Here is a 15,676-nt window from a genome sequence, read left to right as displayed (position 1 = left end):
CCCCGTTCATGGACACGGGCGAGTCCCCCTCGCGGACGGGTGAAACGCCCCCGTCACGGCGGGCGGGAGTTCCCGTTCACCCGAGAGTGAGCCGGTCCTCCGCGGCGCGCCAGGCCGCCGCGTCGCCCCGGGGTTCGTACCGCCGCAACGGCTGCGTACGGGCGAGGAGTCGCCGCATCGACGTACGGTCGCCGACCAGACCGTGTGCACGGGCCTGTACGAGGACGTTGCCGAGCGCGGCGGCCTCCGCCGGGCCGGCCACGACCCGCAGTCCGCAGGCGTCGGCCGTCAGTTGGCACAGGAGCTCGTTGCGGGTGCCGCCGCCGACGATGTGGACGACGTCGACCGGGTGGTCGGCGAGAGCCTCGGCCTCGCGGATCGCCCTGCGATGGGCGAGTGCGAGGGAGTCGAGAATGCAACGGGTGATCTCGGCGCGCGACTCGGGCACGGGCTGTCCCGACTCCCGGCAGGCGTCGGTGATCCGGTCCGGCATCCGGCCGGGGGCCAGGAAGGCGGCGTCGCCCGCGTCCACCACCGACCGCAGCGCAGGCACCTCCGCGGCGGCCCGCAGCAACTCACCCAGGTCGGGCCGGCCCCATTCCCGTACGCACTCCTGGAGCAGCCACAGTCCCATGATGTTCCGCAGATGGCGGACCGTGCCGTCCAGGCCCAGTTCATTGGTGAAGTTGGCCGCGCGGCTCGCCTCGGTGAGGACCGGCCGCTCCAGCTCCAGGCCCGCGAGGGACCAGGTGCCGGTGCAGATGTACGCGAACCGCTCACCCGCCGCCGGCACGGCGGCGACCGCGGACGCGGTGTCGTGCGAGCCGACGGTCGTCACCGGGACCGGGCCCCTCAGCCCGGTCTCCTCCAGGACCCGCGGGAGCAGCAGACCGGCCGGGTCGCCCGGCTGCCGCAGCGGCGCGAACAGCGTGAGGTCGATGCCGAGCCGGTCCGCGAGGTCGTGGGACCAGTCACGGGTGCGCGGGTCGATCAGCTGGGTGGTCGAGGCGTTGGTGATCTCCGTGCCCGCCTCGCCCGTGAGCCAGTACGCCAGCAGGTCGGGAATGAGCAACAGCCGCTCGGCGGCGGCGAGTTGAGCCGTCGAGCGGGCCGCCGTGAGCTGGTACAGGGTGTTGAAGGGCGCGTACTGGAGCCCGGTCGTCGCGTACAGCTCGGCGGGGGGCACGGTGGCCCACACCTTCTCCGCGACACCCTCGGTGCGGGCGTCGCGGTAGTGCACCGGGTTGCCGAGCAGCGCGCCGTCGGCATCCAGCAGCCCGTAGTCCACGGCCCAGCTGTCGATGCCGACGGAGTCGACCTGCCCGGCCGCCCGCAGCCCGTCGAGCACCCCCGCGTACAGCGAGAGAATGTCCCAGCGCAGCCCTTCGGGAACCCGCACCGGCCGGTTCGGGAAGCGGTGCGCCTCCGTCAGCTCCAGGGCCGCCGGGCCGACGCGGCCGACCATGACGCGCCCGCTGGACGCGCCGAGGTCGACCGCGGCGAAGCTCTTCACATGCTCGCTCATCGCAGGAATGCCGCCGCGACACCCGCGTCGACCGGGATGTGCAGACCGGTGGTGTGGGTCAGGTCCCCGCCCGTCAGGGCGAACACGGCGTTCGCCACGTGCTCGGGCAGCACCTCGCGCTTCAGGATGGTCCGCTGGGCGTAGAACTCGCCGAGCTTCTCCTCCTCGATGCCGTACGTCGCCGCGCGCTGCGCGCCCCAGCCGGCCGCGAAGATGCCCGAACCGCGCACGACCCCGTCGGGGTTGATGCCGTTCACCCGGATGCCGTGCTCGCCCAACTCGGCGGCGAGGAGCCGGACCTGATGCGCCTGGTCGGCCTTGGTCGCGGAGTACGCGATGTTGTTCGGACCGGCGAAGACCGCGTTCTTGGACGCGATGTAGACGATGTCCCCGCCCAGCTTCTGCTGGATCATCACCCGCGCCGCCTCCCTCGACACGAGGAAGGAGCCACGGGCCATGATGTCGTGCTGGAGATCCCAGTCCTTCGCGGTGGTCTCGAGCAGCGGCTTGGAGATGGAGATTCCGGCGTTGTTCACCACCAGGTCGACGCCGCCGAAGGCGAGCACCGCCGCCTTGAAGGCCTCCGCGATCTGCTCCTCGGAGGTCACGTCGACAGTGACGGCGACGGCCTTGTCGGGCCCGCCCAGCGAGGAGGCGACCTCGGCGGCGTTCTCCGCGTTGAGATCGGCGATCACCACGCACGCGCCCTCGGCGACGAGCCGCTCGGCGATCGCCTTGCCGATCCCGCTGCCCGCCCCCGTCACCAGCGCCACCCGGGTGGCCAGCGGCTTCGGCTTGGGCATCCGCCGGAGCTTGGCCTCCTCCAGCGCCCAGTACTCGATGCGGAACTTCTCCGACTCCTCGATCGGCGCGTAGGCCGAGACCGCCTCGGCGCCCCGCATCACGTTGATCGCGTTGACGTAGAACTCGCCGGCCACGCGCGCGGTCTGCTTGTCCTTGCCGAAGGAGAACATGCCGACGCCGGGGATCAGCACGATGGCCGGGTCCGCGCCGCGCATCGCGGGGGAGTCGGCGTCGGCGTGCCGCTGGTAGTAGGCCGCGTACTCCTCGCGGTACTCGCCGTGCAGCTCTTCGAGCCGCGCGATCGCCGCGTCCAGTTCCACGGTCGGCGGCAGGTCGAGGACGAGCGGCCGGACCTTGGTCCGCAGGAAATGGTCGGGGCAGGAGGTGCCGAGCTCGGCGAGGCGCGGGTGCCCGGCGCTCGCGAGGAAGTCGAGGACGACGTCGGAGTCGGTGAAGTGGCCCACCTGCGGCCTGTCCTGCGAGGCGATGGCCCGGATGTACGGCGCCAGCGCCGCGGCCCGCTCCCGGCGCCGGGAGGCCTCCAGGGCCGTGTACCCCTCGACGACGGGCCCGAAGGGCTCCGCCTTGCCACGCTCGACGAGGAAGGCCTCGGCGGTGCGGATGATGTGCAGCGAGTTGCGCTCGCACTCCTGAGCCGTGTCGCCCCATGCCGTGATGCCGTGCCCGCCCAGGACGCAGCCGATCGCCCGCGGGTTGGCCTCCTTGACCGCCGCGATGTCCAGACCCAGCTGGAAGCCGGGCCGGCGCCACGGCACCCACACCACACTGTCGCCGAAACACTCGGCCGTCAGCTTCTCGCCGTCCGCCGCGCAGGCCAGCGCGATTCCGGAGTCGGGGTGCAGATGGTCGACGTGGGCCGCGTCCACCAGCCCGTGCATCGCCGTGTCGATGGACGGGGCCGCGCCGCCCTTCCCGTGCAGGCAGTAGTCGAAGGCGGCGACCATCTCGTCCTCGCGCTCCACCCCCGGGTAGACCTCCGTCATCGCCCGCAGCCGGTCCAGCCGCAGCACGGCGAGCCCCGCCTCGGTCAGGGTGCCGAGATCCCCACCGGACCCCTTCACCCACATCAGCTCGACATCACCGCCGGTCACAGGGTCGGTGTCGGTGCCCTTCGCGGAGGCATTGCCGCCGGCGTAGTTCGTATTGCGCGGGTCGGCACCGAGCCGGTGCGACCGGGCCAGCAGAGCGGCGGCTTCGGGATGGGATGCCATGTTCTTGGTCCTTAGAGAAAAGAAGAGTGAAGGGAGCCGACAAACCTGTGCTGAGCGCCCCGTCAGGGGCGCGGGGAACTGCGCGACCAGCCACATACGGCCCGCAGCCTGCAACGGTCCGCACAGGGCAGACGAGATTCAGCCGCTCACGCCCCCCACCCCGCCTGCTGCCCACCAACCCGCTCCGCCGCGATCTTCTCCCCCCACCCGGATCGGCGGTACGCCGAGACGGGATCCGCATCCAGCCCCAGCTCCTCACGCACCTCACCCAGCAACGGCCGCACATCGGTGTTGTACGCGTCCATGATCACCGCGTTCGCGGCGAGCACATCCCCCGCACGCTGAGCGTCGGCCAGCGCCGCACCGTCCACGAGCAGCGCCTTCGCCGTCGCCTCCTGCACGTTCATCACGGAACGAATGATCGCCGGGATCTTCGCCTCGATGTTGTGGCACTGGTCGAGCATGAAGGCGACGTCCGGAGTGAAGCCACCGCCCCGGATCACCTCGTACATGATCCGGAAGAGCTGGAAGGGATCGGCCGCACCCACCATCAGGTCGTCGTCGGCGTAGAACCGCGAGTTGAAGTCGAACGCGCCGAGCTTCCCCTCGCGCAGCAGCGTCGCGACGATGAACTCGATGTTGGTGCCGGGCGCGTGGTGCCCGGTGTCGACGACGACCTGCGCCTTGGGGCCGAGCTTGAGGCAGTGCGCGTACGCCGTGCCCCAGTCCGGGACGTCCGTCATGTAGAAGGCGGGCTCGAAGAACTTGTACTCCAGCAGCATCCGCTGGTCGTCCCCGAGCCGCTCGTAGACCTGGGCCAGGCCCTCGGCCAGCCGGTCCTGGCGCTCACGGATGTCGTCCTGACCGGGATAGTTCGTACCGTCGGCGAACCAGAGCTTCAGGTCCTTCGAACCCGTCGCGTCCATGATGTCGACGCACTCCAACAAGTGATCGACAGCCTTACGGCGGACGGCGGCGTCCGGGTGGCAGATGGAGCCGAGCTTGTAGTCGTCGTCCTGGAAGGTGTTGGAGTTGATCGCGCCCAGCTTCAGGCCGCGCTCCTGCGCGTACTTCGCCAGCGCCCCATAATCGTCGACCTTGTCCCAGGGGATGTGCAGCGCGACGGTCGGCGCGGCCCCCGTGAAGGCGTGCACCTGGGCGGCGTCGTCCAGTTTCTCGCGCGGATTGCGCGGGACTCCAGGCTGCGCGAACACCTTGAAGCGGGTTCCCGAGTTCCCGTACGCCCACGAGGGCGTCTCTACTGCCTGGGTCTTGAGGGCGGTCTTCACCGCGGCAAGCTCGGTCACTTCGGGGCTCCTGTGACTTCGGGTGTGGCTTCGGTTTCGAACGACTTGCGGAGTCGGGTCCGAACTGCGCTTCTGCCTGATCGGAACGGCTCTTCCGTCTGAAACGATCTGAAACGATTCAGAACGCCGAAGCTATGAGCCCACCGAAGGTGTGTCAACCCCCTGGGCGAAGGCCGCCGTCCGTGACTCGGTTGTGACCTTCGGCTATCGAAAATTTCGAACCGAACCCATTGACGTGACCTGGGCTACCTGCCTAACGTCCCGGCAACCTAGTTGAAACCTTTCACGGCGTCGTGAGGCCTCTCCGCCCGCGTCGTTGAGGAGCTCACATGACCCACCGGTCCGACGCGGGTCCGGCCCCCGTACTGGCGCTGGAGGACATTTCCAAGTCCTTCGGCGCGGTACGCGCCCTGCGGGACGTGTCCCTGGAACTGTTTCCCGGCGAGGTGCACGCTCTCGCCGGTGAGAACGGCGCGGGCAAGTCGACCCTCATCAAGACGCTCGCCGGCGTGCACCGACCGGACGCCGGTCGGGTGCTGCTGGACGGTGAGCCCACCGTCTTCCACGGTCCCGCCGACGCCCGCGACGCGGGCATCGCGGTGATCTACCAGGAGCCCACCCTCTTTCCCGACCTGTCGATCGCGGAGAACATCTTCATGGGCCGCCAGCCCCGGCGCGCCCTCGGCCGTATCGACCACAAGGCCACCCACGAGTCGACCGCCGCCCTGATGAAGCGACTCGGTGTCGAACTCGACCCCGACCGTCCGGCGCGCGGACTGTCCATCGCCGACCAGCAGATCGTCGAGATCGCCAAGGCGCTCTCCTTCGACGCCCGGGTCCTGATCATGGACGAGCCGACCGCCGCCCTCACCGGCAGCGAGGTGGCCCGCCTCTTCGGTGTGGTGCGCACCCTGCGCGAGCAGGGCTCGGCGGTGCTGTTCATCTCGCACCGCCTGGAGGAGATCTTCCAGATCTGCCAGCGGGTCACGACCCTGCGCGACGGCGCCTGGATCTCCAGCGAACCCCTCGACGGCATGACCGAGGACGACCTCGTGCGCCGGATGGTCGGCCGCGACCTCGACGAGCTCTACCCCAAGCAGGACGTCGAGGCGGGCGAAGTCGCCCTGAGCGTGCGCCGGCTGACCCGTGAGGGCGTCTTCACCGACGTCTCCTTCGACGTGCGGCGCGGCGAGATCGTCGGTCTCGCCGGACTCGTCGGCGCCGGGCGCACGGAGGTCGCCAGGGCCGTCTTCGGCGTCGACCGCTGGGACGCCGGAGAGGTCGAGGTCGACGGGAAGCCGCTGACGAACGGGGCGCCCTCCACGGCCATGGCCGCGGGGCTCGCCCTCGTCCCCGAGGACCGGCGCGCCCAGGGCCTGGTGATGGACATGTCCATCGAGCGCAACATCGGGCTCACCGGGCTGCGTACGACCGTGAAGGCGGGGCTGGTGGACCGCGGCGCCGAGCGCAGCCGCTCCCTCGACTGGGCGGTCAAGCTCCAGGTGAAGTACGCCCGGATCGCCGACACGGTCAACACGCTCTCGGGCGGCAACCAGCAGAAGGTCGTCCTCGCCAAGTGGCTCGCCACCGGCCCCAAGGTGCTGATCGTCGACGAGCCCACCCGGGGCATCGACGTGGGCACGAAGGCGGAAGTGCACCGGCTGCTCTCCGAGTTGGCCGCCGACGGGGTGGCCGTCCTGATGATCTCCTCCGACCTGCCCGAGATCCTCGGCATGGCCGACCGCGTGCTGGTGATGCACGAGGGCCGCCTCACCGCCGAGATACCCCGCTCCGAAGCCACCGAGGAGACCGTGATGGCCGCCGCGACGGGGAGGGTTGCCGCATGACAGCCACCAGGCACGCCACCCTCGGCGCAACACCGGCGGATGTCGAGTGGGCCGCCGGTGAAGAGTCCGGAGTCGCCGGCTCGGCCGCCCGCGCCACGCCCGCCTCCCCGCAGGGGGCCGATCCCCGCACTCGGACGGCCGACCGCCAGACCCCGAACATCCCCCGGAGGGCCGCCGTATGACGGTGACCGCACCCAATCCCGCGCCCGCCGCCGAGGTGCCCAAGTCGAGTGGCACCCGGCTGGTGGACCGTGTCTTCAAGATGCGTGAACTCGCCATCCTGGTCGTCTTCCTGGTGATGATCGCCATCACCCAGATGGGCAACAGCGAGTTCCTGTCCGAACAGGGCATCAAAGACCTGCTGTTGAACGCGACGATCCTGGTCCTGGTCGCCACCGGTCAGTCGCTGGTCGTGATCACCCGGAACGTCGACCTGTCGGTCGGCTCCACCCTCGGCATCAGCGCCTTCGCCGCCGGCACCTATCTGCACGGCGGCGGAAACCCCGTCGTCGCGATCTTCCTGGCCGTCCTGCTCGGCATCGGCTGCGGACTGGTCAACGGGCTGCTGGTCAGCCTCGGTCAGGTGCCCGCGCTGGTCGTCACCCTCGGCACGCTCTACATCATCCGTGGCGTCGACTCCATCTGGGTCGGCTCCCGCCAGATCACCGCGGCCGACCTCCCCGGCGGCTTCGTCGACTTCGGCTCCGGCGGCATCTCCGCGGTCCCGTACCTCGCCCTGATCGCGCTGGCGGTCGTGCTGGTCACCGCGTACTACCTCAAGCACTTCGGCAGCGGCCGCGAGCTGTACGCGCTGGGCTCCAACCCGGAGGCCGCCCGGCTCGCCGGCATCCCCGTCCGCAAGCGGATCCTCACCGCGTACGTCGTGTGCGGCGGCCTCGCCGGACTCGCGGGCGCCCTGTACCTCGCCCGGTTCGGCAACGTCGATTCCGGCACCGGAACCGGCTACGAACTCACCGTCGTCAGCGCGGTCGTGGTCGGCGGTGTCGTCTTCACCGGCGGCTCCGGCAGCGTCTACGGCGCCGCGCTCGGCGCGCTGCTGCTGACCTCCATCAACAGTGTGCTGCCCGCCCTCGGCGTCAGCTCCGTCTGGGTGCTCGCCATCAACGGCATCCTGCTCATCCTCGCCATCGCGGTCGACCGGATCGTCGCGCTGCGCGTGGCCTCCGCACTGAAGAAGAGGAACGCCCGCCATGGCTGACTCGCCCCTCGCGCGCGCCGTCCGCTGGGACACGGTCGTCGGCGCCCTCCTCATCGTCCTGCTGCTGTTCTCCTTCGGCTTCGTCGACGGATTCGGCAACGCCCTCAACCTGTCGTTCCTGATCGGCAACACGCTGCCCATCGCGCTGATCGCGCTGCCGATGACCCTGCTCGTGGTGGCCGGGGAGATCGACCTCTCGGTCGCCTCCACGGCCGGTCTGTCCGGCTCGGTGATGGGAGCCCTGTGGAACCAGGGCATGACCATCGAGACGATCATCCCGCTGTGCCTGCTGCTCGGCGTGGTGTGCGGACTGGTCAACGGCCTGCTGGTGACCCGGCTCGGACTGCCCTCCCTCGCCGTCACCATCGGCACGCTCGCCGCCTACCGGGGCATCGCGCAGATCGTGCTCGGCTCGGACGCGGTGACCGACTTCCCCGCCCAGTACCAGGACTTCGCGGCCGGGCGCATCGGGAACACCTTCATCCCGCAGGCCTTCCTGCCCTTCCTCGTGCTCCTCGCGATCGCCGTGGTGGTACTGCACGCCACCCCGTTCGGGCGCTCGGCCTTCGCGGTCGGCGCCAACGAGGAGGCCGCCCGGTTCGCCGGCATCCGCGTCAAGCGGCAGAAGCTGATCCTCTTCGTCGCCACCGGCTTCATGGCCTCGCTCACCGGCATCTTCTGGGCCCTGCACTACGCCAGCGCCCGTTACGACAACGCCAACGGCCTCGAACTCTCCGTCGTCGCCGCCGTCCTGCTCGGCGGCATCGACTTCGACGGCGGCAAGGGCACGCTCGGCGGCGCGATCGCGGGAGTCTTCCTGCTCGGCGCGCTGCAGAACGTGATGAGCCTCCTGAACGTCTCCGCGCAGTCGCAGATCGTCGTCACGGGCGTTCTGCTCGTCATCTCCGTACTCGGCCCCCGGGTCGCCCGGCAGATCTCCGTAGCGAGGGCGGCACGCTCCGCCGGATAGACCGTTCGAGAACTGCGGGCCGCCCGTGGCCGCTCTCGCCCACGCGGCGGAGCCGCATATCCGATACAGCCCTGCGCCCTTTCAGGGGCGCGCCGCACTCACCTCCGTCAAAAGGAACCCGCCATGCGCAAGTCATCCCTCCGCCGTACCGGCGCGGCGCTCGCCGCCGTCACCTCGCTCGCCCTGGCCGTCACCGCCTGCGGCGGCACCACCAAGAACGACGTGAAGAGCGGGGGCGGCTCGGCCGCCGCGACCGGCAAGGCCGACCCGAACGCGGCCACGAAGAAGGGCCTCACGGTCGGCTTTCTGCCCAAGGCGGTCAACAACCCGTACTTCACCTCGGCGGACAAGGGCGGCGAGAAGGCGCTGACGGAGCTCGGCTCCAAGTACAAGGAGGTCGGCCCCAGCAGCGCCACCGACACCTCCGGTCAGGTGAGCTACGTCAACACGCTCACCCAGCAGCAGGTCAACGCGATGGCCGTGTCCGCGCAGGACCCGGGCGCCCTGTGCACCGCGCTCAAGCAGGCCATGAGCAACAAGATCAAGGTCGTCACCTACGACTCCGACACCAACCCCGAGTGCCGCAACGCCTTCGTCTCACAGGCCAGCGCCGAGGACCTGGGCCGTACCGAGGTGCAGCTGCTCGCCGAGCAGATCGGCTACAAGGGCGAGATCGCGATCCTGTCCGCCGCGCAGACCGCGACGAACCAGAACACCTGGATCGACTTCATGAAGGAGGAGCTGAAGGACCCCAAGTACAAGGACGTCAAGCTGGTCAAGGTCGCCTACGGCAACGACGACGCCCAGCAGTCCTTCCAGCAGACCCAGGGTCTCCTCCAGGAGCACCCGAACCTCAAGGGGATCATCTCCCCGACCACCGTCGGCATCAAGGCCGCGGCCCAGTACCTCTCCGGCTCCAAGTACAAGGGCAAGGTCAAGCTGACCGGCCTCGGTACCCCCAACGACATGCGCAAGTACGTCAAGAACGGCACCGTCGACGCCTTCGAGCTGTGGGACCCGGCGAAGCTCGGCGAACTCGCCGCGCGTACGGCCGTGGCGCTGTCCTCGGGGCAGATCACCGGAGCCGAGGGCGAGACCTTCAAGGCCGGTGACATGGGCTCGTTCACCATCGGCAAGGACGGCGTGATCAACCTGGGCAAGCCGACCGTCTTCAACGCCAAGAACATCGACCAGTTCAACTTCTAGGATCCGGGGGTCCCTTGATGCAGCGTGTGTGCTTCCTGCTGAAGGTCCGTGCGGACCGCCTCGACGAGTACCGCGAGCGGCATGCCGCCGTGTGGCCCGAGATGCTCGACGCGCTCTCGGCCACCGGCTGGCACAACTACTCGCTCTTCCTGCGCGAGGACGGCCTGCTGGTCGGCTACTTGGAGACCGAGGACTTCGCGGCCGCGCAGGCCGGCATGGAAGCCACCGACATCAATGCCCGTTGGCAGGCGGAGATGGCGCCGTTCTTCGAATCGCTGGACGGCGCCAGACCCGACGAGGCCATGAAGCCCCTCACCGAGGTCTTCCACCTCGTCTGATACCCGCTGCCCCCCCTCTGCCGCCCGCGCGAAGCCCTACCCAGGAGTCCGGACATGAAGAGACGCACCCTGCTGGCCACCGCCCTGCTGACCGGTGTGGCAGGCCCCGGAATCGGCGCCGGTACGGCACGCGCGGCCGACCCCGGCCCCTCGGTCACCCTCACCGGCAGCACCCAACTCGACGCCCACGCCCTGTACTTCGTGTCCTACGACGGCCTGGTCAACAACAACTCGTTCCAGAAGAACGGTCTGTTGACCTACAAGGGCTACCAGTACGCCGTCTGGTACACCACCGACAGCAGCGCGGTCGTCGCCCGCCGGGCGCTCGGCGCGTCCAGCTGGTCGACACTCACCCTCGCCCATCGGCTCAAGAGCTCCGACTCCCACAACGTGATCTCCATGGGCGTGTCGAAGACCGACGGCCGGCTGCACCTCAACATGGACTCCCACAGCGACGGCTTCTTCTATGTGAAGTCGGTGGCCGGGCTGCTCGACAACCCCGCCTCCACCGCCTGGACCTCCGCGGTCTTCGGAGCCGTACAGACCTCGCTGGACGGTCTCGCGCTCACCACGCAGTTCACCTACCCCCAGTTCATCTCCACGCCCGACGGCAAGCTCCAGCTGAGCTACCGCGTGGGCATCTCCGGAAACGGGCGCAACGCCCTCGCGGAGTACGACGGCTCGTCCTGGACCGCTCTCGGGGAGTGGTCCGGCTCGACCGGCACGTACACCAGCGAGCACGGCTCCAGCACCGCCCGCAACATGTACCTGCACGGCATCGACTACGACGTCAACGGACGCCTGCACTCCTTCTTCACCTGGCGCGAGCAGAACGGCGCCGTGATGTGCAACAGCGGCGGCATCACCAACCACGACACCGGCTACGTCTACTCGACCGACCGCGGCCGCACCTGGCGCAACAACGCGGGCACCCTCGTCGGCACCACGGGCGGCTCCGACACGGTGGCCGTCACCGACGCCGGACTCGTCGTCGACGCGCTCAACCCCGACCACTCCCTGATGAACCAGGAGAGCCAGGCCACCGACTCCACCGGCCTGCCGCACGCGATCATCAGCTACGTTCCCGGGCGCTTCGGCCAGTGCACCACCAACTACGTCACCGACCGGACGAACAACGGCCGCGCCTTCCACCTCCGTAAGAACGCCTCGGGCAGCTGGACCAAGACCGAGATCCCGATCGCCCTCGGCTCGAGCCAGCGCACGAAGCTGATCCTGGACAAGTACGACAACGCCTACGCGATCATGCCCTTCGGCCGGATCGCGGGCGCCTCGAAGTCCTCCGGGTACACGGACTGGAAGCTCCTGTACGACGGCAGCGGCCTCGACGCCTTCGGTGAGGTGGTGATCGACGAGACGCGCGTCTCACAGGACGGGACGCTGTCGGTCATGTACCAGGAGAAGTCCAGCGGGACCACGCCCTCGGCGCTCCATGTCGTCGACTTCCGGCTGCCCGCATGACCAGCGAAGTCGGCGGACTCGCGGGTAATGTGAAGGCCCGCCCGCCGCTTCTCGTCCCCCTGGAGGTTCCTGCCTGATGGCACAGTCGGTGGGTATCAAGGACGTCGCCCGCGCCGCCGGAGTCTCCGTGGGCACGGTCTCGAACGTCATCAACCGCCCGGACAGCGTCGCCTCCGAGACCCGGGCCCGTGTCCAGTCGGCGATAGACCGGCTCGGCTATGTCCGCAGCGAGTCCGCGCGCCAGCTGCGGGCCGGACGCAGCCGGATCATGGGCCTGCTCGTCCTCGACATGGGCAACCCCTTCTTCGTGGACGTGGCCCGCGGCGCCGAGCGCGCCGCGCGGGACGCCGGGCTCGGCGTGATGGTCTGCAACAGCGCGCAGAGCGCCAGCGAGGAGGCCGACTATCTGTCGCTCTTCGCCGAGCAGCGGGTACGCGGCGTGCTGCTGACGCCCGCCGACGCGACCGGGCGCAACATCGCGACGTTCCGCCGCAACGGCATCCCCTTCGTGCTGGTCGACCGGGTCGCCGAGGGCACCACCGAGTGCTCGGTCTCGGTCGACGACGTGGCGGGCGGCGCGCTGGCCGTACGGCATCTGGTCGACGCGGGCCATCGATCGATCGCCTACGTCAGTGGCCCGCCCGGCCTCAACCAGGTCAGGGACCGCCGCGTGGGTGCCCTGAACGCGCTGGCCGAGGCAGGCCTCCCGCCCACCGCGATGCGGGAGCTGCCCACCCAGCGCCTCGACGTGGCCGCGGGCCGCGACGCGGGCGCCCGGCTGCTGGGCCTCGCCGAGCGGCCGACCGCCGTCTTCTGCGCCAACGACCTGCTCGCGCTCGGCGTCCTGCAGGCCATGTACGCGGCGGGCGTCGGCGTCCCCGACGACCTCGCGATCGTCGGCTACGACGACATCGAGTTCGCCGCCGCCGCGGCCGTCCCGCTCACCTCCGTTCGGCAGCCCGCCATGACCATGGGCGCCCTCGCCGCCGAACTGCTGCTGGAGGAGACGGAGGCCGAGACGGCACCCACACCGCACGAGCACCGGCGCGTGGTGCTCCAGCCGGAGCTGGTCGTGCGCCGCTCCAGCCTGTCGGCGCGCTGACGCGCGGCACGGTCCGCGCGCCTGGCCTGCTGAGCGACCATTCAGTACGACTTTCTTGATCCCCGGTCTCGGCCGGTCGGCGATCATGTGCTCAACTGGGACGCAGCCTGGATCCGTACGTCTCGGGAGCCCTGTTGACCGTCAGCTACCGCCAGCCCGGTGTCGTCCTCACCGACCACCGTTTCACCGTGCCCCTCGACCACGACGACCCGGCGGGGGAGAGCATCGAACTGTTCGCCCGCGAGGTCGTCGCGAGCGACAAGGCGCACCAGGACCTCCCCTGGATGGTCTACCTCCAAGGCGGCCCCGGCTTCGGCGCCAACCGCTTCGTCGGCAAGCAGGCCTGGCTCGGCCGCGCGCTGAAGGAGTTCCGGGTGCTGCTGCTCGACCAGCGCGGCACCGGCCACTCCACGCCCGCCAATCGCCAGACGCTGCCGCTGCGCGGCGGCCCCGGCGCGCAGGCCGACTACCTCGCGCACTTCCGCGCCGACTCCATCGTCCGCGACTGCGAGGCCATCCGCCCCCGGCTCACCGGCGGCGACCCCTGGACCGTACTCGGCCAGAGCTTCGGCGGCTTCTGCATCGTGCACTACCTCTCGACCGCCCCCGAAGGTCTGCGCGCGGCCCTCATCACCGGCGGCCTGCCCTCCCTCGACGCGCACGCGGACGACGTCTACCGGGCCGCGTATCCCCGTATCGAACGCAAGGTCGCGGCACACTACGCGCGCTACCCCCAGGACATCGAGCGGGCCCGGCAGATCGCCGATCACCTCCTCCGCCACGAGATCGTCCTGAGCAACGGCTACCGCCTGACCGTCGAGGCCTTCCAGTCCCTCGGCATCCTCCTCGGCGGTGGCGAGGGCAGCCACCGTCTGCACTATCTCCTGGAGGAGGCCTTCGTCCGCACCCCGCAGGGCCCGGCCCTCTCCGACGCCTTCCAGGAGGAGGTACAGGGCCTCCTCTCGTACGCCGGCCACCCCCTGTACGCGCTCGTCCACGAGGCCTGCTACGCCCAGGACGACCGGCCGACCGCCTGGTCCGCCGAGCGGGTGCGCGCCGAGTTCCCGCAGTTCGACGCGGCGAAGGCCCTCGCGGACGACGGACCGCTGCTGTTCACCGGCGAGTCCGTGCACCCCTGGCTGTTCGACACCGACCCCGCGCTGCGTCCCCTGCGCGAGACCGCCGAGGAACTCGCCGCGCGCACCGACTGGCGGCCGCTGTACGACCCCGCTCGCCTCGCCGCCAACGAGGTGCCGGTGGCCGCGGCGGTCTACCACGACGACATGTACGTCGACCCGGAGCACTCCCTGCGCACGGCCCGTGCCATCGGTGGTCTGCGGACCTGGGTGACCGACGAGTTCGAGCACGACGGTGTACGGGCCGGGGGGTCGCGCGTCCTGGACCGGTTGCTGGCGCTGACGCGCGACGAGGTCTGACCGGGCGCCGTTCGGGGGAGAGGGCAACGCAATGGACGACGACGAACTCCTCGAACACCTCGCGGACCGGTTCCAGGAGCACCGCGGTCGCCTGAGGGCGGTGGCCTACCGGATGCTCGGCTCGCTGAGCGAGGCGGACGACGCGGTCCAGGAGGTGTGGCTGAAGCTCGGCCGCACGGACGTCGGCGAGATCAGGAACCTAGCGGGCTGGCTGACCACGGTGGTCGGCCGGGTCTGCCTGGACATGCTGCGTACGCGTGCCGCGCGCCGCGAGGAGCCGCTGGACACCTATGTCCCGGACCCGCTGGTCAGCCCCCTGGAGCGGATCGACCCCGAGCAGGAGGTGCTGCTCGCCGACTCGGTGGGGCTGGCCCTGCTGGTGGTCCTGGAGACACTGGAACCCGCGGAGCGCCTCGCGTTCGTCCTGCACGACATGTTCGCGGTGCCCTTCGACGACATCGCGCCCGTCGTGGGACGCTCGTCGGCCGCGACGCGGCAGTTGGCGAGTCGGGCGCGGCGGCGGGTACGGGGCGCTGCCGCGCCGGAGCCCGAGACCGATCTCGCTCGGCAGAAGCTGGTCCTCGACGCCTTTCTCGCGGCCTCGCGCGCCGGGGACTTCGAGGCGCTGGTGTCCGTCCTCCATCCCGATGTCGTGCTCCGTGTCGACTCCGGTGTGCTCGTCGGTGGGGCGGCGGCGTCCAAGGTGGTCCACGGTGCGACCGGCGTCGCCCAACAGGCGCTCATGTTCCGCCAGTTCGCGGAGTTCTCCCGGCTCGTGCTGGTCAACGGGGCGATCGGCGTCGTCACGGCCCCCGAAGGCCGCCCCCTGTCCGTCATGGGCGTCACCATCACCGACGGCCGCATCGTCGAGATGTACATCCTCGCCGACCCCGAACGCCTGACCGACCTGGAGGGCTGACCCCGGTTTCCTCGCCCCCGCCGCCCCTACCCGTCCCATCCCTGGGGGCTCCGCCCCCAGACCCCGCAGGACGGTCTTCCGGCTGCGGGCCCGTGGGGGCTGGTCGCGCAGTTCCCCGCGCCCCTTGAGAGCGCTGGCGCGCATCTTTCAGCCCGTCCGGCGTTTGAGGACGAGGCCGTTCAGGCCGATCGGGGGCTTGGGGGGCGGAGCCCCCAGGTGGGGATGGGACGGGCGGGGGCGGCGGGGGCGAGAGAACCCCTCACGGAGGGCGCCTGCCGCCTCAGTACGCTGG

Annotated in this window: 13 protein-coding genes; 10 read left to right on the top strand and 3 right to left on the bottom strand. The window is 70.2% G+C overall.

What is annotated here, in order from left to right; genetic code table 11:
• Positions 1-76: 76 nt before the first annotated feature.
• The 3 genes from ACFVWD_RS15900 to rhaI form a co-directional block, all read right to left on the bottom strand.
• A complete protein-coding gene (locus tag ACFVWD_RS15900; protein WP_389596562.1) occupies positions 77-1,525 on the bottom strand; it encodes a rhamnulokinase family protein in 1,449 nt (482 codons plus the stop codon).
• A complete protein-coding gene (locus ACFVWD_RS15895; protein WP_389596560.1) occupies positions 1,522-3,561 on the bottom strand; it encodes a bifunctional aldolase/short-chain dehydrogenase in 2,040 nt (679 codons plus the stop codon). The genes ACFVWD_RS15900 and ACFVWD_RS15895 overlap by 4 nt, the downstream gene beginning before the upstream one ends.
• Before the next feature lie 146 nt (positions 3,562-3,707).
• Positions 3,708-4,868, bottom strand: a complete 1,161-nt coding sequence (gene rhaI / locus ACFVWD_RS15890) for an L-rhamnose isomerase (protein WP_389596559.1) — start codon at positions 4,866-4,868, stop codon at positions 3,708-3,710.
• Between the two features lie 329 nt (positions 4,869-5,197).
• Here rhaI and ACFVWD_RS15885 point away from each other — a divergent pair, with 329 nt between their 5' ends.
• From ACFVWD_RS15885 to sigJ, 10 genes are all read left to right on the top strand, one after another.
• Positions 5,198-6,715, top strand: coding sequence for a sugar ABC transporter ATP-binding protein (locus ACFVWD_RS15885; RefSeq protein WP_389596558.1), 1,518 nt, complete (start codon positions 5,198-5,200; stop codon positions 6,713-6,715).
• Positions 6,712-6,897: a hypothetical protein gene (locus tag ACFVWD_RS15880; RefSeq protein ID WP_389596556.1), complete on the top strand. Its 186-nt coding sequence runs from the start codon at positions 6,712-6,714 to the stop codon at positions 6,895-6,897. Before ACFVWD_RS15885 ends, ACFVWD_RS15880 begins: the two co-directional genes overlap by 4 nt.
• Positions 6,894-7,934, top strand: coding sequence for an ABC transporter permease (locus ACFVWD_RS15875; protein WP_384915263.1), 1,041 nt, complete (start codon positions 6,894-6,896; stop codon positions 7,932-7,934). The genes ACFVWD_RS15880 and ACFVWD_RS15875 overlap by 4 nt, the downstream gene beginning before the upstream one ends.
• Complete coding sequence (locus ACFVWD_RS15870) at positions 7,927-8,904, top strand: ABC transporter permease (protein ID WP_168498846.1); 978 nt, start codon at positions 7,927-7,929, stop codon at positions 8,902-8,904. Before ACFVWD_RS15875 ends, ACFVWD_RS15870 begins: the two co-directional genes overlap by 8 nt.
• Positions 8,905-9,027: 123 nt before the next feature.
• Positions 9,028-10,110: a rhamnose ABC transporter substrate-binding protein gene (rhaS, locus tag ACFVWD_RS15865; protein ID WP_101402492.1), complete on the top strand. Its 1,083-nt coding sequence runs from the start codon at positions 9,028-9,030 to the stop codon at positions 10,108-10,110.
• 17 nt (positions 10,111-10,127) lie between these two features.
• Positions 10,128-10,448: an L-rhamnose mutarotase gene (locus ACFVWD_RS15860; RefSeq protein ID WP_389596756.1), complete on the top strand. Its 321-nt coding sequence runs from the start codon at positions 10,128-10,130 to the stop codon at positions 10,446-10,448.
• Between the two features lie 54 nt (positions 10,449-10,502).
• The gene (locus ACFVWD_RS15855) at positions 10,503-11,927 is read left to right on the top strand and encodes a BNR repeat-containing protein (RefSeq protein ID WP_389596554.1); all 1,425 of its coding nucleotides are present in this window, start codon (positions 10,503-10,505) and stop codon (positions 11,925-11,927) included.
• A 76-nt stretch (positions 11,928-12,003) separates the two neighbouring features.
• Positions 12,004-13,029 (top strand): LacI family DNA-binding transcriptional regulator, encoded by a 1,026-nt coding sequence (locus tag ACFVWD_RS15850; protein WP_075028038.1) that lies wholly within the window; start codon positions 12,004-12,006, stop codon positions 13,027-13,029.
• Positions 13,030-13,163: 134 nt separating this feature from the next.
• Positions 13,164-14,465: an alpha/beta fold hydrolase gene (locus ACFVWD_RS15845; protein ID WP_389596552.1), complete on the top strand. Its 1,302-nt coding sequence runs from the start codon at positions 13,164-13,166 to the stop codon at positions 14,463-14,465.
• Positions 14,466-14,496: 31 nt separating this feature from the next.
• Positions 14,497-15,384, top strand: coding sequence for an RNA polymerase sigma factor SigJ (gene sigJ / locus ACFVWD_RS15840; RefSeq protein ID WP_389596551.1), 888 nt, complete (start codon positions 14,497-14,499; stop codon positions 15,382-15,384).
• Positions 15,385-15,676: the final 292 nt, after the last annotated feature.

Source organism: Streptomyces sp. NPDC058086 (genome assembly GCF_042885015.1).
Taxonomy (GTDB): domain Bacteria; phylum Actinomycetota; class Actinomycetes; order Streptomycetales; family Streptomycetaceae; genus Streptomyces.
This window is presented reverse-complemented; position numbering and strand designations above follow the sequence as displayed.

What these genes read in the sequence shown, in the direction of transcription:
- ACFVWD_RS15900 (WP_389596562.1), bottom strand. Translation starts at nt 1,525, where the DNA reads ATGAGCGAGCATGTGAAGAGCTTCGCCGCGGTCGACCTCGGCGCGTCC.
- ACFVWD_RS15895 (WP_389596560.1), bottom strand. Translation starts at nt 3,561, where the DNA reads ATGGCATCCCATCCCGAAGCCGCCGCTCTGCTGGCCCGGTCGCACCGG.
- ACFVWD_RS15885 (WP_389596558.1), top strand. Translation starts at nt 5,198, where the DNA reads ATGACCCACCGGTCCGACGCGGGTCCGGCCCCCGTACTGGCGCTGGAG.
- ACFVWD_RS15880 (WP_389596556.1), top strand. Translation starts at nt 6,712, where the DNA reads ATGACAGCCACCAGGCACGCCACCCTCGGCGCAACACCGGCGGATGTC.
- ACFVWD_RS15875 (WP_384915263.1), top strand. Translation starts at nt 6,894, where the DNA reads ATGACGGTGACCGCACCCAATCCCGCGCCCGCCGCCGAGGTGCCCAAG.
- ACFVWD_RS15870 (WP_168498846.1), top strand. Translation starts at nt 7,927, where the DNA reads ATGGCTGACTCGCCCCTCGCGCGCGCCGTCCGCTGGGACACGGTCGTC.
- rhaS (WP_101402492.1), top strand. Translation starts at nt 9,028, where the DNA reads ATGCGCAAGTCATCCCTCCGCCGTACCGGCGCGGCGCTCGCCGCCGTC.
- ACFVWD_RS15860 (WP_389596756.1), top strand. Translation starts at nt 10,128, where the DNA reads ATGCAGCGTGTGTGCTTCCTGCTGAAGGTCCGTGCGGACCGCCTCGAC.
- ACFVWD_RS15855 (WP_389596554.1), top strand. Translation starts at nt 10,503, where the DNA reads ATGAAGAGACGCACCCTGCTGGCCACCGCCCTGCTGACCGGTGTGGCA.
- ACFVWD_RS15850 (WP_075028038.1), top strand. Translation starts at nt 12,004, where the DNA reads ATGGCACAGTCGGTGGGTATCAAGGACGTCGCCCGCGCCGCCGGAGTC.
- sigJ (WP_389596551.1), top strand. Translation starts at nt 14,497, where the DNA reads ATGGACGACGACGAACTCCTCGAACACCTCGCGGACCGGTTCCAGGAG.